Origin of the sequence: Rubrimonas sp. (assembly GCF_036788415.1) — a bacterium.
Lineage (GTDB): Bacteria > Pseudomonadota > Alphaproteobacteria > Rhodobacterales > Rhodobacteraceae > Rubrimonas.
The window spans coordinates 19,523-39,615 of sequence record NZ_DAIQNN010000025.1; the positions used below are offsets into that span (position 1 = coordinate 19,523).

General features: G+C 70.8%; 25 protein-coding genes. 12 read left to right on the forward strand and 13 right to left on the reverse strand.

Going from position 1 to position 20,093, the window contains the following annotated elements; all coding sequences use genetic code 11:
• The first annotated feature begins 40 nt into the window (after positions 1 to 40).
• Positions 41 to 277: a hypothetical protein gene (locus tag V7Q31_RS08365; RefSeq protein ID WP_333833239.1), complete on the forward strand. Its 237-nt coding sequence runs from the start codon at positions 41 to 43 to the stop codon at positions 275 to 277.
• 93 nt (positions 278 to 370) lie between these two features.
• On the opposite strand, the gene rpmG is transcribed toward V7Q31_RS08365, so the two are convergent.
• From rpmG to V7Q31_RS08385, 4 genes are all read right to left on the reverse strand, one after another.
• Entirely contained in the window at positions 371 to 538 is a 168-nt protein-coding gene (gene rpmG / locus V7Q31_RS08370) for a 50S ribosomal protein L33 (RefSeq protein WP_333833240.1), read from the reverse strand.
• A gap of 98 nt (positions 539 to 636) precedes the next feature.
• The gene (locus tag V7Q31_RS08375; RefSeq protein ID WP_333833241.1) at positions 637 to 1,842 is read right to left on the reverse strand and encodes an MFS transporter; all 1,206 of its coding nucleotides are present in this window, start codon (positions 1,840 to 1,842) and stop codon (positions 637 to 639) included.
• A 24-nt stretch (positions 1,843 to 1,866) separates the two neighbouring features.
• Positions 1,867 to 2,562 carry an NUDIX hydrolase gene (locus V7Q31_RS08380; RefSeq protein ID WP_333833242.1) on the reverse strand — a complete coding sequence of 232 codons (696 nt, stop codon included), beginning with the start codon at positions 2,560 to 2,562 and terminating at the stop codon, positions 1,867 to 1,869.
• A 43-nt stretch (positions 2,563 to 2,605) separates the two neighbouring features.
• Complete coding sequence (locus V7Q31_RS08385) at positions 2,606 to 2,986, reverse strand: DUF983 domain-containing protein (RefSeq protein WP_333833243.1); 381 nt, start codon at positions 2,984 to 2,986, stop codon at positions 2,606 to 2,608.
• A 128-nt stretch (positions 2,987 to 3,114) separates the two neighbouring features.
• On the opposite strand from V7Q31_RS08385, the gene V7Q31_RS08390 reads away from it, so the two are divergent.
• The 4 genes from V7Q31_RS08390 to V7Q31_RS08405 are packed head-to-tail and all read left to right on the forward strand — an operon-like array spanning position 3,115 to position 5,433.
• Positions 3,115 to 3,711: an EF-hand domain-containing protein gene (locus V7Q31_RS08390; RefSeq protein ID WP_333833244.1), complete on the forward strand. Its 597-nt coding sequence runs from the start codon at positions 3,115 to 3,117 to the stop codon at positions 3,709 to 3,711.
• A 30-nt stretch (positions 3,712 to 3,741) separates the two neighbouring features.
• Positions 3,742 to 4,344, forward strand: coding sequence for a sigma-70 family RNA polymerase sigma factor (locus tag V7Q31_RS08395; protein ID WP_333833245.1), 603 nt, complete (start codon positions 3,742 to 3,744; stop codon positions 4,342 to 4,344).
• Between the two features lie 43 nt (positions 4,345 to 4,387).
• Complete coding sequence (locus V7Q31_RS08400; protein ID WP_333833246.1) at positions 4,388 to 4,897, forward strand: hypothetical protein; 510 nt, start codon at positions 4,388 to 4,390, stop codon at positions 4,895 to 4,897.
• On the forward strand, positions 4,894 to 5,433 hold the full coding sequence (locus V7Q31_RS08405; protein ID WP_333833247.1) for a periplasmic heavy metal sensor: 540 nt from the start codon (positions 4,894 to 4,896) through the stop codon (positions 5,431 to 5,433). Before V7Q31_RS08400 ends, V7Q31_RS08405 begins: the two co-directional genes overlap by 4 nt.
• 13 nt (positions 5,434 to 5,446) lie before the next feature.
• On the opposite strand, the gene V7Q31_RS08410 is transcribed toward V7Q31_RS08405, so the two are convergent.
• Both V7Q31_RS08410 and V7Q31_RS08415 read right to left on the reverse strand, forming a co-directional pair.
• Positions 5,447 to 6,811 carry a PleD family two-component system response regulator gene (locus V7Q31_RS08410; protein WP_333833248.1) on the reverse strand — a complete coding sequence of 455 codons (1,365 nt, stop codon included), beginning with the start codon at positions 6,809 to 6,811 and terminating at the stop codon, positions 5,447 to 5,449.
• A gap of 4 nt (positions 6,812 to 6,815) precedes the next feature.
• Positions 6,816 to 7,199: a response regulator gene (locus V7Q31_RS08415; protein ID WP_333833249.1), complete on the reverse strand. Its 384-nt coding sequence runs from the start codon at positions 7,197 to 7,199 to the stop codon at positions 6,816 to 6,818.
• Positions 7,200 to 7,305: 106 nt separating this feature from the next.
• On the opposite strand from V7Q31_RS08415, the gene V7Q31_RS08420 reads away from it, so the two are divergent.
• The 5 genes from V7Q31_RS08420 (at position 7,306) to V7Q31_RS08440 (ending at position 12,735) form a co-directional block, all read left to right on the forward strand.
• Positions 7,306 to 7,602, forward strand: a complete 297-nt coding sequence (locus tag V7Q31_RS08420; RefSeq protein WP_333833250.1) for a DUF3572 family protein — start codon at positions 7,306 to 7,308, stop codon at positions 7,600 to 7,602.
• 39 nt (positions 7,603 to 7,641) lie between these two features.
• Complete coding sequence (gene dnaG / locus V7Q31_RS08425) at positions 7,642 to 9,591, forward strand: DNA primase (protein WP_333833251.1); 1,950 nt, start codon at positions 7,642 to 7,644, stop codon at positions 9,589 to 9,591.
• A gap of 71 nt (positions 9,592 to 9,662) precedes the next feature.
• A complete protein-coding gene (gene rpoD / locus V7Q31_RS08430; protein ID WP_333833252.1) occupies positions 9,663 to 11,672 on the forward strand; it encodes an RNA polymerase sigma factor RpoD in 2,010 nt (669 codons plus the stop codon).
• Positions 11,673 to 11,738: 66 nt separating this feature from the next.
• Positions 11,739 to 12,320: a hypothetical protein gene (locus V7Q31_RS08435; RefSeq protein ID WP_333833253.1), complete on the forward strand. Its 582-nt coding sequence runs from the start codon at positions 11,739 to 11,741 to the stop codon at positions 12,318 to 12,320.
• Positions 12,292 to 12,735 carry a hypothetical protein gene (locus tag V7Q31_RS08440; RefSeq protein ID WP_333833254.1) on the forward strand — a complete coding sequence of 148 codons (444 nt, stop codon included), beginning with the start codon at positions 12,292 to 12,294 and terminating at the stop codon, positions 12,733 to 12,735. Before V7Q31_RS08435 ends, V7Q31_RS08440 begins: the two co-directional genes overlap by 29 nt.
• 10 nt (positions 12,736 to 12,745) lie before the next feature.
• On the opposite strand, the gene ppa is transcribed toward V7Q31_RS08440, so the two are convergent.
• The 4 genes from ppa to V7Q31_RS08460 all read right to left on the reverse strand — a co-directional run bounded on the left by ppa (position 12,746) and on the right by V7Q31_RS08460 (position 16,256).
• Positions 12,746 to 13,282 carry an inorganic diphosphatase gene (gene ppa, locus V7Q31_RS08445; protein WP_333833255.1) on the reverse strand — a complete coding sequence of 179 codons (537 nt, stop codon included), beginning with the start codon at positions 13,280 to 13,282 and terminating at the stop codon, positions 12,746 to 12,748.
• Positions 13,283 to 13,359: 77 nt separating this feature from the next.
• The gene (locus tag V7Q31_RS08450; RefSeq protein WP_333833256.1) at positions 13,360 to 14,247 is read right to left on the reverse strand and encodes a DMT family transporter; all 888 of its coding nucleotides are present in this window, start codon (positions 14,245 to 14,247) and stop codon (positions 13,360 to 13,362) included.
• Positions 14,244 to 15,806 (reverse strand): glutamine-hydrolyzing GMP synthase, encoded by a 1,563-nt coding sequence (gene guaA / locus V7Q31_RS08455; protein WP_333833257.1) that lies wholly within the window; start codon positions 15,804 to 15,806, stop codon positions 14,244 to 14,246. Before guaA ends, V7Q31_RS08450 begins: the two co-directional genes overlap by 4 nt.
• A gap of 180 nt (positions 15,807 to 15,986) precedes the next feature.
• The gene (locus V7Q31_RS08460) at positions 15,987 to 16,256 is read right to left on the reverse strand and encodes a DUF6477 family protein (RefSeq protein WP_333833258.1); all 270 of its coding nucleotides are present in this window, start codon (positions 16,254 to 16,256) and stop codon (positions 15,987 to 15,989) included.
• A gap of 224 nt (positions 16,257 to 16,480) precedes the next feature.
• Between V7Q31_RS08460 and V7Q31_RS08465 the strand changes: the two genes are divergently transcribed.
• Together V7Q31_RS08465 and V7Q31_RS08470 are read left to right on the forward strand one after the other, a co-directional pair.
• A complete protein-coding gene (locus tag V7Q31_RS08465; RefSeq protein WP_333833259.1) occupies positions 16,481 to 17,626 on the forward strand; it encodes a DUF6456 domain-containing protein in 1,146 nt (381 codons plus the stop codon).
• 121 nt (positions 17,627 to 17,747) lie between these two features.
• Positions 17,748 to 18,344 (forward strand): hypothetical protein, encoded by a 597-nt coding sequence (locus tag V7Q31_RS08470; protein WP_333833260.1) that lies wholly within the window; start codon positions 17,748 to 17,750, stop codon positions 18,342 to 18,344.
• Positions 18,345 to 18,382: 38 nt separating this feature from the next.
• Here the strand turns inward: V7Q31_RS08470 and tpiA are convergent, their stop codons facing one another.
• The 3 genes from tpiA to V7Q31_RS08485 form a co-directional block, all read right to left on the reverse strand.
• Positions 18,383 to 19,126 (reverse strand): triose-phosphate isomerase, encoded by a 744-nt coding sequence (gene tpiA / locus V7Q31_RS08475; protein WP_333833261.1) that lies wholly within the window; start codon positions 19,124 to 19,126, stop codon positions 18,383 to 18,385.
• Positions 19,127 to 19,241: 115 nt separating this feature from the next.
• Complete coding sequence (locus V7Q31_RS08480) at positions 19,242 to 19,592, reverse strand: HesB/IscA family protein (protein WP_333833262.1); 351 nt, start codon at positions 19,590 to 19,592, stop codon at positions 19,242 to 19,244.
• A gap of 13 nt (positions 19,593 to 19,605) precedes the next feature.
• On the reverse strand, positions 19,606 to 19,962 hold the full coding sequence (locus V7Q31_RS08485) for an SUF system Fe-S cluster assembly protein (RefSeq protein WP_333833263.1): 357 nt from the start codon (positions 19,960 to 19,962) through the stop codon (positions 19,606 to 19,608).
• Positions 19,963 to 20,093: the final 131 nt, after the last annotated feature.

Sequence of the window (20,093 nt, forward strand, 5' to 3'; positions counted from 1 at the left end):
GGCCTCGCGGATGACCGGTCCGGGCAATGGGAGAGGCGCGATGGCCGACACGATCAAGATCGAACTTGAACTCGGCGACGCCGAGCTCGAATACGAGGGGCCGGCGGAGTTCGCCCGCACCGACCTGCTGCCGCTGGTGCGCGGGCTGATGGAGGCGATGTCGGACGCGCAGCTCAAGGACATGTTCGGCGACGACTGGGACGAGGAGTTCGACGGTTTCGACGCCGAAGACGGCGAGGACGACGCCGAAGAGCCGAACGAAGCGCCGCGCGCGTGAGCTCTTTCGCCGTGAAACTCAAGAAAAAAGGCGGCCGAGCGGCCGCCTTGCAGTTTCGCGCCTTGTACCGGCGCGTGTCCCGACGAAGTCAGATCACTTGATCTTACCTTCCTTGTACTCGACATGCTTGCGCACGACCGGATCGTACTTCTTGACGAGCATCTTGTCGGTCATGGTGCGGGAATTCTTCTTGGTCACATAGAAGTGACCGGTGCCGGCGGTCGAGTTGAGCCGGATCTTGATGGTGGTCGGCTTGGCCATTTCGCTCTCCCCGGAGGCGCCAGCCTCCGATCATGGCGCAGCCCTCGGGCGCGCCGCATATCTCGTGGATCGCCCTTCTACGCGCTCCGCCGGCCCTGTCAAGCGCCGCGCGCCGATCCGCCGCGCCGCGCCCGCCACAGCGCGAGCCCCAGATAGGCCGCCGCCATCGCGCCGAGCGAGATCGACAGGCCATGCGGCTCGACGGCGTCCATGGCGGCGCCGACCATCAACGGCCCGGCCAGCGCGCCGATCCCGTAGGCGCTGACGACCGCCGCCGTCGCCGAGACCAGTCGCGCCCCCTTGTAGCGCGCGCCGAGTTCGATCAACGCCACGGTGTAGAGCCCCGCCGCCAGCCCGCCCCAGATGAACAGGCTCGCCCAGAGGGGCCAGACCGTCCCCGCCAGCGCCGGCAGCGCCGCCGCCATCGCCAGCGTGACCGCAGCGCAGAAGATCAGCAGCGCGCGCCGGTTCCACCTGTCGGCAAGCGCGCCGAGCGGGATCTGGAAAACGACATTGCCCAGGATCAGCACCGAGACGAGGAAGGTCGCTGCGTCGCGCTCCATGCCCGTCTTGACGCCCCAGACCGGCAGCAGCGCCATGGCTCCGAACTCCACCGCGCCGAACAGCACCACCGCGAACAGCACGGTGGGGTCGGTGCGCAGGAAGCTGAGCGGCGCGATGTCGGACACGTCGTCGGGCTCGGCGTTCGGCGCGTCGGCCCAAGCCGTCAGCAGCGGAACGATGCAGACGAGCCCGAGCGCCGAACAGGCGACGAAAGGCGTCCAGCCCTCGAAGCCGACCCCGGTCAGGATCAGCGGCCCCGACGCGAAACCGAGCGACAGCACAGTCGCATAAAGCCCGACGACCCGCCCCCGCGAACTCTCGTCCGCATCGGCGACGATCCAGTTCTCCGAGCCCAGAAACAGCATGGTCGCCGCCGCCCCCTGCACGTAGCGCAGGACGAGCCACGCCGCGTAGGTCTCGAACAGCGGAAACAGCAGCAGCGTCGCGGAGGAGAGCAGCGCGCCGGCGGTCAGGAAGCCCGGCAATCCCAGCAGCCGGATCAGCCGCGGCATCAGCGGCCCCAGCGTCAGCGCCGCCACCGCCACCATCGCGCCGTTCAGCCCGATCATCGCCGAGGACCAGCCGGCCTGTTCGAGCTTCAACGCGAACAGCGGATGGGTCATGCCCTGGCTGACGCCGAACAGGGCGATGCAGGCGATGGCCGCGATCAGCCCGCGCTGCTGGCGCCCCGGGGCCTGCGGTCGCGGCGCGCCGCCAAGCGGCGGCAGAGGCGCGCTCATTTCCGTGAGATCATCGGCGGCGTCTCAGTCAAGCGCCTCGATCCGGCTGCGCCCGCCGTCGTGCCGGAAGAAGGGCACGGGGCGGTCGGCGTCGCTCTCGAGCCGCGCCTCGGCCTCTGCGAGCACCACCGTTGTGATGAAGGGCAGGTCCACTTCGCGGGCCTCGGACATGGTGAGCCAGCGCAGATGCGACAACTCCTCTTCGGCGGCGGAGAAATCGTCAGGGTCGCCCTGCACGTCGGTCGCCTCGGCCATGAAAAAGCGGGCGTCGAAGCGCACTGGCCGCGTCGGCGGCGTGATCGCGCGGAACACGAAGCGGGCGCGGTCCAGCGCCGGACGCAGGCCACGGCGCAGGAAGCCCCGCCAGGGCGCAGGGGCGGCGTCGGCGCGGGCCGGGGCGGCTGGGTCGGGAACGCCGATGGCGAGCCCCGCCTCCTCGAAAGTCTCGCGGATCGCGGCGAGCGCCAGCGCCCGCCCGATGGCGGGGCCCGACTCCATCGCGAGGCGGCGCGCGCAGCTCTCCGACAACGGCTCGACCGGCGAGAGCGTCAGATCGCAGGGGTCGAGCGCGCCGCCTGGAAAGACGAATTTAGACGGCATGAAGCGGGCGCCGGCGCCGCGCTGGCCCATCAGGACGCGCGGGACGCCGCGGCGCCCGTCGCGGCGCACCAGAATCAGGCTCGCCGCATCGCGGGGCGTGGGTGGGGCTGAACCGGTCATCGCGCGAATGCTGACGGGGAGGGGGCGGTCTGTCCACACGACTTCAGTCGCTGAAGCCGTGCATGCGCTGCGCCCATTGGTAGCCGAGCACCGCGCCCTTCACGCGCGGCAGCAGCAGCAGGCACAGCCCGAGGGCGACGAGCGGCCAGAGCGTCATGTGGACCCAGACCGGGACGTCGAGGGCCGTGCGCGCCGCGAGGATCAGCGGGGCCATCAGATGACCCACGATCAGCATGGTCGCCCAGGCCGGCGCGTCGTCGGCGCGGTGGTGGCGCAGCGCCTCTCCGCAGGCGGGGCAGGCGTCGCGGATGCGGAGATATCCCTCGAAGGCGGGACCCTCGCCGCAGCCGGGGCATCGCCGGCGCAGGCCGGCGATCAAGGCGGGGCCGAGGTCGCGCGCCCCGGCGTTGCGCGAAATGCTCATCAGCGTCCATAACCCGCGAAACTGCGCGCGGCAATCGGCGCGTGTGGCGACGGAACCGCGCGCGCCCGGCGTTGAAGGGGCGTCGGAGGGCGGAGAGGCCGCCCTCCAGAGATCGACGGAGAGATCAGATGACCCGCAGTTTCACCTTCGCCGCCGCCGCAGCTCTGGCGCTCGCGCTCGCCGCCGGGTCGGCGGTCGCGGAGGGAGGGTCCGACGGCGCGCGCGGCCCCGGCTGGCGCGACGACGGTCCGCGGCAGATGCGGCAGATGCGCGACGGCTGCGACCGCTACGAGATGCGGCGCGGCGACCGCGACGGCTACGGGATGCGCCGCGGCGACCGCGACGGCGCGTTGGGCATGGGCGCGATGCGGGGCGCGGGGATTGACGCGATGTTCGAACGCTTCGACGCCGACAAGGACGGGCGCGTCACGCCCGCCGAGGTCGCCAAGGTCCGCGCCGCCGCGCTCGCGGAGGCCGACAAGGACGGCGACGGCGCGCTGACCGCCGAGGAATTCGCCGAGCATCGGGCCGCCCAGGCCGCCGCGCGCGCCCGCGCCGAAGCGGGCCGCGCCTTCGCCTGGCGCGACGCGGACGGCGACGGGGTCCTCTCGGTCGCCGAGATGGGCGACCGCGAGCCGCGATTCCTGGGCCGCTTCGACGCGGACGGCGACGGCGCGGTGACGCGCGCGGAGATCGCGGACGGCGCAGGCCCGAAGCGCCGCTGAGTCGAAGCGCGCCGCGGCGGGCGCCGAGCGATGGGGACGGCGCCCGCCAGCGCCCCGGCGCCCGTCGCGCCTCGGCGCGACGACGCGGCGCTGGCGCGCGAGGCCGCCCTGATGCGGGCCTGCGCCGCGGGCGACCCCGCAGCGGCGCAGACGGTGATCGCCGAGACCGCCCCGCGCGTGCTGACGCTCTGCGTGCGGCTGCTCGGCGACGCGGCGGAGGCCGAGGACGCGACGCAGGAGACGTTGCTGCGGCTCTGGCGGGTCGCGCCGCAGTGGCGGGAAGGCGAAGCCCGGATCGCCACCTGGGCGCATCGGGTCGCCGGCAATCTCTGCGTCGACCGCCTGCGCGCCCGCCGCCGCCGCGCCGGCCCTGCGCTGGACGAGGCGCCGGACCCGCCCGACCCCGCGCCGTCGGCGCTGGAACGGCTCGGCGCGGCGCAGCGCGCGCAGGCGCTCGAAGCGGCGCTGGCGGATTTGCCCGAGCGCCAGCGGACTGCGATCGCGCTGCGGCATCTGGAGGGTTGGGGCAATCCGGAGATCGCCGCGGCGCTGGAGACCAGCGTCGAGGCCGTCGAGAGCCTGCTCGCGCGCGGACGCAGGACGCTCGCGCGGGCGCTGGGAGAGATGCGATGACGCCGCGCGACGGGGCGGCGTCCGGGCGGCGGGAGGACCGATCATGACGACGACGCCGATGACGCCAGCGCGCTTCGAGGCGCTCTGCGCCGCCGAAGGCGGCGATCTGGCGCGCTGGCCCGAGGCCGAACGCGCCGCGGCCCGCGCCCTGCTCGCCGTCGATCCGGCGGCGCAGGCGGCTTTGCGCGCCTGCGCGCCGCTCGACGACGCCTTCGCCGCCCTGCGCGCCGCCCCGCCGCCGGAATTGCCGGCAGGGCTCGCCGAACGGCTGGCGCGGGACGCGTCGCGCGCTCTGACGCCGCCGCCGCCGCGCCCAGCAGCCCGACCTGCGGCCCGACCCGGCGCCCGCCGCGTCCGCTCCGGGCTCCGGCCCGTCGCGGCTCTGGCGGCGCCGATGGCGGCGTCGGTCGCGCTGGGCCTGTGGCTGGGCGGTTCGGGCGCGTTGGATCCGTTCGGCGTCGGGGCGGCCCCGGCCGAGTTGGAGGAGTTCGCCGCTCTCGACCTCGCCTCCGGTGCGCCGGACCTCGCCTATCTGTTTGGAGATGCGCCATGATCCAGAGGCTTCGCAGCTCTCTCGCCCGGATCGGCGCGCGGCGCGCGCTGGTCGCGGCGCTCGTCGTCTCGGTCTCGGTCAATCTTCTGCTCGGCGGAGCGATCGCTGGGGCCGCGATGCGGCGCGACGCGCCGCCCGAGGCGCCGGACGCGCAGGCCGCGACGCTCGCCCACGCGCTTCGGGGAGGGCCGCCGGAAATGCGCGCGCTGACCCGGGAGACCCTCGAAGCCCGCCGCCCAGCCTATCGCGCGCTGCGGAGCGCGCTCGGCGAGGCCCAACGCGAAGCGGCGCGGGCGGCGCGCGCCGATCCGTTCGACACGGGCGCCTTGCGCGACGCGCTCTCCGATCTGCGCCGCGCGCAGGACGCGCTCGCGGTCTTCGGTCACGAAACGGTGCTGGCGCTGCTGGCGGCGGCTCCGCCAGAGAGTCGCGCCGCCCTCGCGCAGCGCCTCGAGCGGATGTGGACGCGCCGCGGCGGCGCGCCGCATCGCGACGGAGACGCACGGGAGTCGGAGCGCGCCGGCCCGCCGCGCTGAGCGCGCCGAAGGCTCAGGCGGCTTCGAGGATCACCCGGTTGCGGCCCGCCGACTTGGCGATGAAGAGCGCGGAGTCGGCGCGCGCGAGCAGCGAGGCGGGATCGTCGACCGGCCGCAGCGCCGCGACGCCGACGCTGACGGTGACGTTCAGCGTGCGCCCCTCGACCGGAAAGCCCGGCGCCTCGACGGCCGCGCGCACGCGCTCGGCGGCGATCTGCGCCTCCTCGAGGCGGGTCTCCGGCATCGCGACCACGAATTCCTCGCCGCCGATCCGGGCGACGAGGTCGACATTTCGCGTGTTGGCGCTGAGACGGCGCGCGAACTCCTCGAGCACCGCGTCGCCCGCCGCATGGCCGTAGCTGTCGTTGATCGACTTGAACTTGTCGAGGTCGAAGGCCATCAGCGACAAAGCCCCGCCCTGCTCGCGCGCCTGATCCAGCATCCGGCGCAGATGCGCGTCCATGTAGCGGCGGTTGCGCAGCCCGGTCAGCGGATCGGTGACCGCGAGCCGCATGCCGTCGCGCACCGAGTTGCGCAGGAAATCGGCGTGCGCCTTGTAGCGCATCTGGTTGCGCAGCCGCGTCGTCAGCTCCGCCGGGTCGAGCGGATGCATGACGTAATCGTTGACGCCCGCGTCGAGCACTGCGGCGGCGAGCTTCAGATCGCCCTCGTCGATGATGGTCAGCAGCGCCGCGCCGCGCGTCTCCTGCCGCTGGCGCAGCGCGCTGCAGAAATCGCTCGAGAAATCGGGAAAATGCAGCGCGTCGATCAGCACGGCTTCGGGGCTCGCCTCTGCGATGGCGCGAAAGGTCTCCTTCGCCGTCGTGGCGATGGCGACGCGCACGTCGAGCTTGGCCTCGATCATCCGTTGCAGAGCTTCGCCCGCGCGCGCGGAGGTGACGCTGAGCACCAGCGCGCCGGAGGGCGGCTCGATGTCGAGCGGCCCCGGCGCGTCGATGCCGAGTTCGCGCGAGGTCTCGTCGCGCAGGCGCAACTCGTCGCGCATCGCCTTCATGCGCAACAGGCTGCGCATGCGCGCGTAAAGCGCGACTTCGCGCACCGGCTTGGTTAGGAAATCGTCGGCGCCCGCCTGGATGCCGGCGCGCCGGTCGGTCCGCGCGTCGAGCGTCGTGACCATGACGATTGGCACGTCGGCGAGTTTCGGATGCGCCTTCATCCGCCGGCACAGTTCGTAGCCGTCCATCCCCGGCATCATCACGTCGAGCAGGGCGAGGTCCGGGGGGTCGGCCAGCGCCTTCTTCAGCGCGTCGCGCCCGTTGTCCGCTGTCTCGACGTCGTAGAACGCCTTCTCCAGCAGATGCGTCATCAGCATCCGGTTGGTCGAGACGTCGTCGACGACGAGCACGCGGCCCTTCATGCCATCAAGCCCCCATGGGCGAAGGATAAGCGTAACTGCGCACCGCGTCCAGAAATCCGCGCAGACTCACCGGCTTGGCGATGTAGCCCTCGCATCCGCCCTGACGGATCCGCGCTTCGTCGCCCTGCATGGCGTGGGCGGTGACGGCGACCACCGGCACGCCGGCCAACCCCGCGTCGCGCTTGAGCGCGCCGGCGACGTCGAGACCCGAGCCTTCGGGCAGTTCGATGTCGAGCAGGATCAGGTCCGGCCGCTCGGCGCGCGCCGAGGCGAGCGCCGCCGCGCCGGACTGCGCGGTGCGTGTGCGATAACCCTCCGATTGCAGGAGGTCGTTGAAGAACTTGAGATTCAGATCGTCGTCCTCCACGATCAGAACGGTTTTCGGCATTGCTTCACCTCGTCGCGACGTCAGGACCCCTCCCGAGCATTGCGACGCTAGCGCGGCAGGCTTAACGAAGTGTTGTGGGCGATTTTCGACGAATTGGATTTGAGCGATGAGTGAACGCGCGTCGCGGGAACGTGAAGCGGCCGAACGGCTGGCGACGGAGGCCCTGCTCTGGCTCGCCGAACGACCGGAGGAGATGGCGGGGTTCCTGGGATGGAGCGGAGCCGCGCCCGAGACCGTGCGCGCCCGCGCGTGCGATCCGGCGTTCCTGGGGTTCGCGCTCGATTTCGTCTTGCTCGACGAAGCGCGCGCGCGGGCCTTCAGCCTCGCGGCGGGGTTCGGGCCGGAGGAGGCTCTTCGCGCTCGCGCGGCGCTGCCTGGAGGCGACGCGCCGCATTGGAGTTGAGGGCTTGCCATCGCCCGCGCGGGGGCCGATCTATGCGCCATGGCCTTGCCCCCGGGGTTTCTGGACGACCTGCGCGCCCGCGTCCCGATCTCGGACGTGGTGGGCCGGCGCGTGCGCTGGGACGCGCGCCGGTCCAACGCGGCCAAAGGCGATTTCTGGGCCTGCTGCCCGTTCCATCAGGAACGTAGCCCGTCCTTCCATGTCGATGATCGAAAAGGATTTTACCACTGCTTCGGCTGCCATGCGAAGGGCGACGCGGTCACCTTCCTGCGCGAGGCCGAGGGATTGGGCTTCATGGAGGCGGTCGAAGAACTCGCGCGGATGGCCGGCGTCGAGGTCCCGCGAGAGGGTCGGCCCGATCCGCAGGCCGCCGCGCGCAGCCGGGCGCAGGCCGCGCTCACGGACTGGATGGAGGAGGCGGCGCGCTTCTACGCCGCGCGCCTGAACGCCCCCGCCGCTCAGGAGGCGCGCGCCTACCTCGCCCGCCGGGGTCTGAGTCCCGAGACGCAGGCGCGTTTCGGAATCGGCTACGCCTCGCCGGACCGCGTCGCCCTGCGCGACCATCTCACGGCGAAAGGCGCGCCGGCGGAGGCGCTGGTCGAGGCCGGGCTGGTCGCGCTGCCGGATGACGGCGGCGCGCCCTATGATCGCTTCCGCGACCGCATCATGTTTCCGATCCGCGACGGGCGGGGGCGCTGCATCGCCTTCGGCGGGCGGGCCATGTCCGCGCAGGCGCGGGCGAAGTATCTGAACTCGCCTCAGACGGTCCTCTTCGACAAATCGCGCACCCTCTACAATCTCGGGCCCGCGCGCGAGGCGGCTGCCAAGTCGGGCGCGCTGATCGTCGCCGAAGGCTACATGGACGTGATCGCGCTGGCGCAGGCGGGCTTCGCCCATGCGGTGGCGCCTCTCGGCACGGCGGTCACGCCGGAGCATCTGCGGATGATGTGGCGCATCGCCGACGAGCCGGTGATCGCGCTCGACGGCGACGCGGCGGGGCTGGCGGCGGGCCAGCGGGTGGTCGATCTGGCGCTGCCGCTGCTCGGGCCCGGCAAGTCGCTGCGCTTCGCGTTGCTTCCCGGCGGCAAGGACCCCGACGATCTGATCCGCGAGGGCGGGGCTGCGGCGTTCCGGGCCGTGCTTGACGCCGCCGAGCCGATGGCGGCGCTGTTGTGGCGGCGCGAGACCGAAGGCCGGGTCTTCGACAGCCCGGAGCGGCGGGCGGCGCTCGACCGCCGGCTGCGGGACGCGCTCTCGAAGATCGTCGACGAGGGGCTGCGCGCGCATTACCGCGCCGACCTCGCCGAGCGGCGCGCGGCGCTGTTCGCCCCCGCCCGCCCGGCGCGCGCCCCCGCCTGGACGCGCAAAGGGCCGTGGCGCGGGCGGGGGGGCGCCGCCTCCGGGTGGATCGCGCCGCTGACGAGCGAGACGCGGGCGAGCGCGCTGGCGCTGGCCGGGCCGCAGGACCGCGCGGCGATGCATCTGCGCGCCTGCCGTCTGCGCGAAGCGTCGATGCTGGCGGCGCTGCTGCGCCACCCCGCGCTCGCCGAGCGCTGGGGGGACGATCTGGCCTCGGTCGAGTTCGCCCATGCCGATCTCGACGCGCTGCGCGGGGCACTGCTGTTCGGCGGGTCGGTCGATGCGGCGGCGGTCTTCGCCGAGGCCGGACACGCCGCGGAACTGGGCTTCGCGCGCGCCGGCGCGGCGGAGGCGGAGGCCGAACAGGGCTTCGCCGAGGCGCTGGCGCGTCAGGCCGCCGAGGCGGCGCTGATGCGCGAGATCGCGGAGGCCGAACAGGCGCTGGGCTGCGAACCCGGCGCCGGGCCCGGCGGCGAGGTCGACGGGCGCATCCGGCAGGCGGTTCTCGGCGCGCAGCGCGAGGCGCCGGGACGGCTCGAAGAGCGGGACGACGACGAGGCGCGGCTGTCGCAGGAATTGCGCGATGCCATCTCCGACGAAATATGGATAAGGAAAAAGCGCAAACGATAGCTGCGAATCAGTGATTCGCAGCGTTCCGCCCCCATATGAGCGGATCAGTCCCACGGACCACGGAGCGGCGAATGGCGGCCAAGGACGTCGAAGACACCCAGGAGACCGAGCACGTCGAGCCCAGCGGCCCGATGCTCGACATGAGCCAGGCGCAGGTCAAGAAGATGATCGCGCTGGCCAAGGCCAAGGGATACATCACGCTCGACGAGATCAACCGCGCCCTGCCGCCCGATCAGGTCAATTCCGAGCAGATCGAGGACGTGATGGCGCTCCTGTCGGAGATGGGCGTCAACGTCGTCGAGGACGAGGAGGCCGAGCCCGAGGACGGGGCGGAGGCGAAGCCAGAGAGCCGCGAAGTCGTCGCATCGCAGACTGCGGCGGCGGAAGTCGACCGCACCGACGATCCGGTGCGGATGTATCTGCGCGAGATGGGCACGGTGGAGCTGCTCTCGCGCGAGGGCGAGATCGCCATCGCAAAACGCATCGAAGCCGGCCGCGCCACCATGATCGGCGGCCTTTGCGAGAGCCCGCTGACCTTTCAGGCGATCTCGATCTGGCTGGAGGAGCTGAACGACGAGCGCATCATGCTGCGCGACGTCATCGATCTGGAGACCACCTTCGGCAAGGGCCTCGACGACGACGAGACCGAGGAGGTGGAAGTCGGCGCCGAGGCGGCGGGCGAAGCGCCCGTCGCTGCCGCCGCTGCGCGCCCCGAGCCTCAGGCCGCCCGCAAGGCCGACGACGAGGACGAGCCCGCCGGCCCCCGCGCCGAGGAGGGCGAGGACGGCGAGGACCCCGACGAGCAGTCGAGCCTGTCGCTCTCGGCGATGGAGGCCGCGCTGCGCCCGCAGGTGCTCGACATGCTGCACCGCATCTCCGCCGACTATCAGAAGCTGCATGCGATGCAGACGAGCCGGATGTCGGCGGCGCTGACGTCGGGCGTCTCGTTCACGTCCGGGCAGGAGCGCGACTACCAGCGCCTGCGCTCGGAGATCGTCGAACTCGTCAACGAGCTGCACCTGCACAACAACCGCATCGAGACCCTGGTCGATCAGCTCTACGGCATCAACCGCCGGCTGATGACGCTCGAAGGCCAGCTCGTGAAGATCGCGGACGCCCACAAGGTCAACCGCCGCGACTTCATCGAGGAATACCGCAACGCCGAGCTCGATCCCGGCTGGCTCGACCGCGTCGCCAAGCTGCCCGGCAAGGGCTGGAAGGCGATGGTCGAGAAGGACCGCGCGCGGATCGACGAAGTGCGCACCCAGATCGGCGAGATCGGCCAGACCATCGGCGTCGACATCCCCGAATTCCGGCGCATCGTGCAGACCGTGCAGAAGGGCGAGCGCGAGGCGCGGCTCGCCAAGAAGGAAATGGTCGAGGCGAACCTGCGGCTCGTCATCTCCATCGCGAAGAAATACACGAACCGCGGCCTGCAGTTCCTTGATCTCATTCAGGAAGGCAACATCGGCCTGATGAAGGCTGTGGACAAGTTCGAGTATCGCCGCGGCTACAAGTTCAGCACTTACGCGACATGGTGGATCCGGCAGGCGATCACGCGCTCCATCGCGGATCAGGCGCGGACCATCCGCATCCCCGTGCACATGATCGAGACGATCAACAAGCTGGTGCGCACCGGCCGCCAGATGCTGCACGAGATCGGCCGCGAACCGACACCCGAGGAACTGGCGGCCAAGCTCCAGATGCCGCTCGAGAAAGTCCGCAAGGTGATGAAGATCGCCAAGGAGCCGATCAGCCTCGAGACGCCGATCGGCGACGAGGAGGACAGCCAGCTCGGCGACTTCATCGAGGACAAGAACGCCATCCTGCCGCTCGACAGCGCCATTCAGGGCAACCTGAAGGAGACGACGACGCGAGTGCTCGCCTCGCTCACCGCGCGCGAGGAGCGGGTGCTGCGGATGCGCTTCGGGATCGGGATGAACACCGACCACACGCTCGAGGAAGTCGGCCAGCAGTTCTCGGTGACGCGCGAGCGCATCCGCCAGATCGAGGCCAAGGCGCTGCGCAAGCTCAAGCATCCGAGCCGGAGCCGGAAGCTGCGCAGCTTCCTGGACAACTGACGATCAGTGCGCGTCGTCTCGCGGGATGCGGCGCCTCGCGGTAGCCTGCGCTGGATGCGCCGCTTCGTGGCGGCGCGTCCGGATCTGCTCCGCCCTCCGGGCTTCTCATCCATCGACTGGCGGTCCCCGCTCGCCGAAGACGAGTTCGCAGAGTATCGGGACGCCGCCTTTCTCGAACGCGTCGGCCTTCCTCACCTCGTCGAGGCTCTCGCAGCATTCTGGCCGTCGCGCGGTCCTCAATGGGACGGGCTCGGCCTCTCGGGCGGGATCGTCGTTCTGGCGGAGGCGAAGGCCCATGCCGGAGAACTCGCATCCACTTGCGCCGCTGGTCCGGAGAGCCGGCGTCGCATCGCGGCGGCGCTCGCGGAGACTCGCGACGCGCTTGGCGCCGCATCGGGCGCAGACTGGACGGCAGGATTTTACCAGTATGCGAACCGTCTGGCGCATCTGCGTTTTCTGCGCGCGCGCGGAGTCGATGCCCGCCTGCTGCTGATCGGCTTTCTGAACGACGCCGAGATGAGGGGGCCGAGCACGCCGGATGCATGGGCTGCCGCGTATGGCGCAGCCGACGCCGCGTTGGGACTGCCGCCGCGCCATGCGCTTTCGGACGCCATCCATCATGTCCATCCGGACGTCACGGACCTTTAGGCGCGCCACCGTCGTCGCTTTCGATCTCGCGCCGCGGATCACGACGCGCAGCGCGGCGCGCGCGGAGCAGGCGGCGCGGGTCATCGCCGCCGCGCTGGCTATGGGCGAGTTGGCGGTCGGCTATCGCGATCTCGCTGAACGGCTCGAACTGCCGAACCGCACCGGGAGGGGACAGCGCGGCCTTCTCGACGCGCTGAGCCTGCTCTGTCAGCGAGAGGGGTGGCCCGACCTTGCGACTGTCGTGGTGACGGCGGGGTCGCTGCGCGCCGGACGACCGCGCCCGTCGCGCGGCGTGTTCGACGCGTCAGGCGTCTGGCCGACGAACGGTCTGACCGAAGAGACGATTCCCTTGGAACAGTCGCGCGCCCGCGATTTCGACTGGCGCGCGACCGGATTGCTCGACGAAGGCGGGTAGGGCGCCCGCCCTACTTCTTCGCCGCCTCGACCGACTTCATCAGGATCGCCTCGGCCTCGGCCTTGTCGCCCCAGCCGATGACCTTGACCCACTTGCCCGCCTCGAGATCCTTGTAGTGCTCGAAGAAGTGCTTGATGCGGTCGCGGGTCTTCTGGACGATGTCGCCGAGGTCCTGGATGTTGGCCTGGAACGGATCGACCTTCTCGACCGGCACGGCGATGATCTTGTCGTCCATGCCGCCGTCGTCCTCCATCTTGAGAACGCCGACGGGGCGGCAGCGGATCACCACGCCCGGCGCCAGCGCGAAGTCGCACAGCACCAGAACGTCGGTCGGGTCGCCGTCGTCATGCAGCGTGTTCGGCACGAAGCCGTAATTGCACGGGTAGAACATCGGCGTGTTGACGATGCGGTCGACGAACACCGCGCCGCTCTCCTTGTCGATCTCGTATTTGACCGGCGCGCCGCCGCCGGCGCCGCCGGTGATCTCGATCACCACGTTGACGTCTTTGGGCGGGTTCTTGCCGGCTGGAATGGCGTCGAGATTCATAGTCGTCTCCTGTCTGATGCTGCGGTGCAGCATTACGGCGGCGCGATAGCACGGGAAAGGGCGGCGGGAAAGCTCCGTCAGACGCGGCGTTTACGCTCGGCGCGGATGTTCAGGGCGTTGCCGGCGAGGATCAACGCGGCGCCGAGCAGCAGGGCGAGCTCCAGCGGTTCGCCATAGAGAAAGAGGCCGAGCGCCGCGATGACCGGCAGCCGCGCGAACTCCATCGGCGCCACGACCGAGGCCGGCGCGACATAAAGCGCGCGCGTCAGACAGTAATGCGCGCCGAGCCCCGCCAGACCGATGAACCCCACCCAGGGCCAGAGCGGCTGCGAGGGCAGGGCGATCCCGCCCGGCGCGGCGCAGGCGAGGCCCATCAGCATCTGGCTGAAGGTCATCCAGAACAGCACGGTCAGCTCCGCATCGCGCCGCGACAGCCGCTTGGTGAACAGGTTGGTCACCGCGAAGCCCAGCGCCGCCCCCAGCGCCGCCGCATGACCCCATTCGAGCGGCGACACGCCGGGGCGCGCGATGACGAGAACGCCGAGAAATCCGATCGCCGCCGCGCCGAGCTTTGCGGAGGTCAGGCGCTCGCCCACGAACAGCGGCGCGAGCAGCGCGACCCAGAGCGGATTGGTGAATTCCAGCGCGACCAACTGCGCCAGCGGGATCGTCGCGATCCCGAAGAACCACAGGTTCTGCGCCGCGAAATGGATGACGTTGCGCGCCAGATGCTGCGCAGGCGCCTGCGTTCGCGCTCCCCGCCAGCCGAGCGACCGCCACATGAGGAAAGCGACGATCGGCAACCCGACCGCCGAACGGTAGAACATGATCTCGAACGTATCGAGTTCGGCCCAGAGTTCGCGCCCCGCAACCGTCATGCCCGAGAAGCACAGGATCGCGCCGGCGATCCAGAGGGCGGCGAGCAGCGGGCGGGACGGCGCGACGGGCGCATGCGCCCCGCTCATTCCCACTCGATGGTGCCGGGGGGCTTGGAGGTCACGTCATAGACCACCCGGTTGACGCCGCGCACCTCGTTGACGATGCGCGCCGCAGTCCGCCCCAGAAATCCGTGGTCGAAGGGGAAATAGTCGGCGGTCATGCCGTCGATGGAGGTGACGGCGCGCAGCGCGCAGACGAACTCGTAAGTCCGCCCGTCGCCCATGACGCCCACGGTGCGCACCGGCAGCAGCACGGCGAAGGCCTGCCAGATCGCGTCGTAGAGCCCGGCCTTGCGGATCTCGTCGAGATAGATCGCGTCGGCCTTGCGCAGGATGTCGAGTTTCTCGCGCGTCACCTCGCCGGGGCAGCGGATCGCGAGGCCGGGGCCGGGGAAGGGGTGACGGCCGACGAACGCCTCGGGCAGCCCGAGCTCGCGCCCCAGCGCGCGCACTTCGTCCTTGAACAGTTCGCGCAGCGGCTCGACCAGCTTCAGCTTCATCCGCTCCGGCAGCCCGCCGACATTGTGGTGGCTCTTGATCGTGACCGAAGGGCCTCCGGTCACCGAGACTGATTCGATCACGTCGGGGTAGAGCGTGCCCTGCGCAAGGAAATCGACCTGTCCAATGTCCTTCGCGTGGGCGTCGAACACGTCGATGAACAGCCGCCCGATGGTCTTGCGTTTGGCCTCGGGGTCCTCGACGCCCGCCAGCGCCGTCAGGAACCGCTCGCTCTCGTCGGCGGCGATCAGCGGGATGTTGTAGTGGTCGCGGAACAGGCCGACCACTTCCGCCGCCTCGCCCGCGCGCATCATGCCGGTGTCCACGAACACGCAGGTGAGCCGGTCGCCGATCGCCTCGTGGATCAGCACGGCGGCGACGGCGCTGTCGACGCCGCCGGACAAGCCGCACACCACCCGGCCCTCGCCGATCTGCGCGCGCAGTTTCTGAATGGCTTCCGTGCGATAGGAGGCCATGCTCCAGTCGCCGCTGAGGCCCGCGACCCCGCGCGCGAAGTTACGCAGGATGCGCGCGCCCTGCGGGGTGTGGACGACTTCGGGGTGGAACATCAGGCCGTAGAAGCGGCGCGCGGGGTCGGCCAGCACGGCGAAGGGGGCGTTGGGGGACGCGCCCTGCACTTCGAAGCCGGGGGGCAGGGCGGTCACGCGGTCGCCGTGGCTCATCCAGACTTCGGCCTGTTCGCCGGGGGCCGCCACGCCTTCGAACAGCGGCGAAGAAGCCTGCATCGTCACGAAGGCGCGACCGAACTCGCGGTGGTCGCCGCTCTCGGCCCGTCCGCCGAGCTGGTGGACCATGACCATCTGCCCGTAGCAGATGCCGAGGATGGGCACGCCCAGAGTGAAAATCGCGGGCTCCGCGCGCGGCGCGCCCTCCTCCTCGACGCTGGCCGGGCCGCCCGACAGGATCACCGCCTGCGGGGCGTAGGCCGCGAGAAAGGCCGCGTCCACCCGGTCGAAGGGGTGGATCTCGCAATAGACGTTCGCCTCGCGCAGGCGGCGGGCGATCAGCTGCGTGACCTGGCTGCCGAAATCGACGATCAGGACGCGTTCATGGGGGCGCTGGCTCATTCCGCCCGCGTAAGACCGCAGGTGGATTCTTGCAAGGGCCGCGCTGGGCGCGGCGGGAGGCGCCGGTGGGCCGCCTGTCTCGGGGAGCTCGATGCGTCCGCACAGATCAGCTCCGGAATGCCATTCCAGAGCAGATATTTGTGTGCCGATCCTCGTCTTCGGAGAAAGCGGGTGCGCGTTTCAGGCGGCGCGCCCCTCGGCGAGCAGCGCGCTCAACACGCGGACATGGCGCGCCGGCGAATAGCCTGGCGCCATGGCGCGGCGCGCCTCCTCGCAGGCTTCCTCGGCGGCGATCAGCGCGGTGATCAGCCCGGCGCCCGAATTCGCGCCCTTGATCAGCCCGGGCAGATCGCGCTCGCGCCGATAGAGCGCCATGCCGGCGCGGGCGGCACGGGCCAGCAGCTTCGGGCGGGCGAGGCGGGCGATGCATCCGGCTGTGTCGAGAGGCATGGGATTCTCCGTGTTTCACAGGGCCGCTCAGGTCTCTGCGGCGCACTATGCAACCGGAAGGCGAGCCGTTCCGCTCCTGAGATATCCAGCGCACGGCCTTGCGCAGGTAATTGTTTTTCAACGATACCTAAGCGTTTTCCACAACTTGTGGATTAAGTGAATTTTAGCCGTTCGCCTTTAGCGATAATTTTCGAAAAAGACCGCTCTCGTCCGGGAGGCCCGCCTTGCACACCGCCGCGACCACTTTCGCCCGATGCGCCGCCACCGCGGAAGCCGTTCTCGCCCACGCTCCGAAGCGCCGCTCGACCGATGCGAGTCTCTATCTCGCGCATGTCGAGGGGGCGGCCCCGCTGCGCCGCCTCTCAGACGTCACGGGCAAGCCGGTCTCCAGCGTGCATCGCGCGGTGCGCCGCATCGAGGCGTTGCGCGACGATCCCCTGCTCGACGCCGCGTTCGACGCGCTCGGCGACGCCGCCCGCGCCGCATTGTCCCTTAAGTCTCCCGAGGAGTCGCCCGTGCCCGCACCCGCGCCGTCGAGATGCCCCACGCTTTCCCCCGCCGCCCACCGCGTCAATCGCGTCGCCCTGCGCGCGCTCGAGAAACTCTGCGAGCCGGAGAGCTTTCTGATGGTCGCCAAGGGCGCCGAGAAGGCCGGCGTGTTCTGCCGCAAGAACCGTTTCCGCCGTCCGCTCGCGCTGGTGACGCTTGAGGCGGCGGTGGATTTCGCGGCGCAGGATTGGGTGCGCTGCGCCTCGCGCACCGAGATGTCGGCGAAATACGTGCTCAGCCCGGTGGGGCGCGCCTGGGTGAAGCGCAAGCAGGCGGAAGCCGAGGCGGAGGAGGCCGATGGGCGGCCGACGCCCTTCGCCGCCCAGCACGCCGCGCGCGGCGAGCGGCTGGTGGCGCGCGCCGATGGCGGGGTCGAGGCGATCCGGGTCAACGTCGCGGAGTCGCCGCTGGGCTGGCTCGCCCGTCGCAAGGGCGCCGACGGCGCGGCGTTTCTCGAGCCAGAGGAGGTCGAGGCGGGGGAGCGGCTGCGCGAGGATTTCGAGACGGCGCAGATCGGCCCGCGCGTTACCCAGGATTGGCGCAATTTCCTCACGCCGCGCGAACGGCCGACCGGGTCGCGCGGTCCCTGCGAGGGCCCCGCCGCGGCGCGCGAGCGCGTCGCCCGGGCGCTCGCCGAACTCGGGCCCGGCCTGTCGGACGCGGCGCTGCGGGCCTGCTGCTTTCTGGAGGGGCTCGAGGCGACGGAGCGGCGGATGGGCTGGTCGGCCCGGTCGGGCAAGGTGGTCCTTAAGCTCGCCTTGCAGCGACTCGCGCTGCACTATGGGCTGACCCGTCCTCAGCCGCTCCGCGCCGACGCCTGAGCGGGGCGGCGGGGGGCGCCTGCGCCGCTCCGTCACGGCCCGGTCATGTTGCGGCGCACAATGAAAACGTGTAAGCCTTATCCGACAATCGCAAGGTCGCATGACCGGATGGAGGCGCGCCATGGGTACGCAAAAGACTTACGAGACGCCGTTTCACTACTGGATCAGCTTTTTCCCGACTGCGCCGCTGTTCGGCGTCCATTGGCGCTTCGAGTCGATGATGCCCGGCGCCGCCTTCTTCAATCCCAGCGCGGTGGCGGCGGAAATGACGCGGGCCGGCGCGCGCGAGGCGGCGAAGGCGACCGAAGAGGCTTTCGAGAGCGCCGCCCACGCCGCCGAATCCGCCGTCGAGCGGACCTCGGAGATGGTCGAGGCCTTCGAGGCGCAGATCGAGAAGGCCGCACACGCCTTCGAGATGGCCGCGCCGACGGTGGAGGCGGTGAAGGCCGACGTCGTCGACGCCGAGATCGTCGCCGACGCACCGCAGCGGCCCGCGACGCTGTTCGACGCGCCGCCGGCGGTCGTCGACGACCTCAAGCTGATCCGGGGCGTGGGCCCGAAGCTCGAGACGATGCTGCACGAGCTCGGCGTCTACACCTTCGCGCAGGTGGCGGCGTTCTCGCAAAGCGATCTCGACTGGATCGACGCGCAGCTTGGCATGTTCAAGGGCCGCCCGCAGCGCGACGACTGGGTCGGTCAGGCGAAGGCGCTGCTCTGAGCGCGCTGCGCTGCGCCGGCTGAAACCGGCGCGCGACGTCAGACCGAGTAGGCGATGGCGAGAAAGTCGCGCGCCGTCAGGCTCGCGCCGCCGACCAGCGCCCCGTCGACATCCGCCACCGCGAAGATGGCCTCGGCGTTGTCGGGCTTGACCGACCCGCCATAGAGCAGCCGGATCCCGTCGGCGATCTCGGCGCCGAATCGTTCCGCGAGTTCGGCGCGCAGGAAGGCGTGGACTTCGTCGATCTGTTCGAGGGTCGGCGTGCGCCCTGTTCCGATCGCCCATACCGGCTCATAGGCGATCACCAGACGCTCGGCGGTGGCGCCGTCGGGGACCGAATCGCGCAGGCTGGCGCCGATCACCTGCAACGTGTCGCCGGCGTCGCGCTCGGCTTCGGTCTCGCCGACGCACAGCACCGCCGCGAGGCCGGCGCGCCAGGCGGCCTCGGCTTGCGCGCGCACGTCCTCGTCGGTCTCGCGATGGTCGGCGCGGCGCTCGGAATGGCCGACGATCACGGCGGAAGCCCCCGCGTCGGAAAGCATCTCCGCCGAAATGTCGCCGGTATGCGCGCCGGAGGACTTGGGATGGCAGGTCTGCGCGCCGATCCGCAGCCCCGATCCGGCGACCGCGTCCGCGAAGGCGCCGACGAGCGTGAAGGGCGGGCAGACGAGCAGGTCGCACGGCGCCGCGGACGCTCCGGCGATCATCGCGTCGAGTTCGCCGCGCGCCGCGCGCAGTCCGTTCATCTTCCAGTTGCCGGCGACGAGGCTGCGTCGGGCCATGCGGGCGTCTCCCCAGGGGCTCTGCTGTGCGGCGCCGGACGACGCCTTCGGGCAGGTTAACCGCCCCTCGCGCCCCGCGCCAGCGCCTCAGGCCCTGCGCGCCGGAGCGGACCCTTCAGGACTCGGCGAACTTGATCGACTCGCCGCAGCCGCAGCTTTCCAAGACGTTGGGGTTGTTGAAGACGAACCCGCTTTCGAGCAGCGACGCCTTGTAGTCGATCTGCGTGCCGAACAGGAACATCTGCGCCATCGGCGCGATCATCACCCGCGCGCCGTCCTGCTCGACGACGGCGTCCATCGGGTCGATCGCTGCGGCGTGCTCCATGGTGTACTCCATCCCGGCGCAGCCGCCCTTCTTGACGCCGATCCGCAGGCCCTTGACCTCGCCGCCCTCCATGAGCCGACGCACCCGCGCGGCGGCGGCGTCGGTCAGCGTGACGGGCGGTTTTCCGGGAATTCCGAACATCGCAGCCCCTCCCTCACATGAAACCGAGTTCCAGCTTGGCCTCGTCGGTCAGCTTCTCCATGCCCCAGGGCGGCTCCCAGACGAGCTGCACGTCGGTGGTGCGCACGCCGGGCACTGTGAGCACCGCATCCGCCACCCAGCCGGGCATTTCGCCCGCCACCGGGCAGCCGGGCGCCGTGAGCGTCATCTGGATCTCCACATGGGCGTCGGCGTCGATGCCGATGCGGTAGATCAGCCCGAGATCGTAGATGTTCACGGGGATTTCGGGGTCGAAGACCGTGCGCAGCGCCGCGACGACGTCGTCATGCAGCGGATGCTCCGTGCTCGACGGCGCGATCAGCGGCTCTCCCGCGTCCAGATTTCCGTCCATGCGCCGTCACTCCTCTCCGAGCGTTCTTCTCAGATATAGCCCCGCCGCCAAGCCGCGTAAACCGATGCGGGCTTTTGGAAGTGTCTCAGTTTGAATTTTCAGCGTCGCGCTTTTTGTAGGAGCCGCGCGGC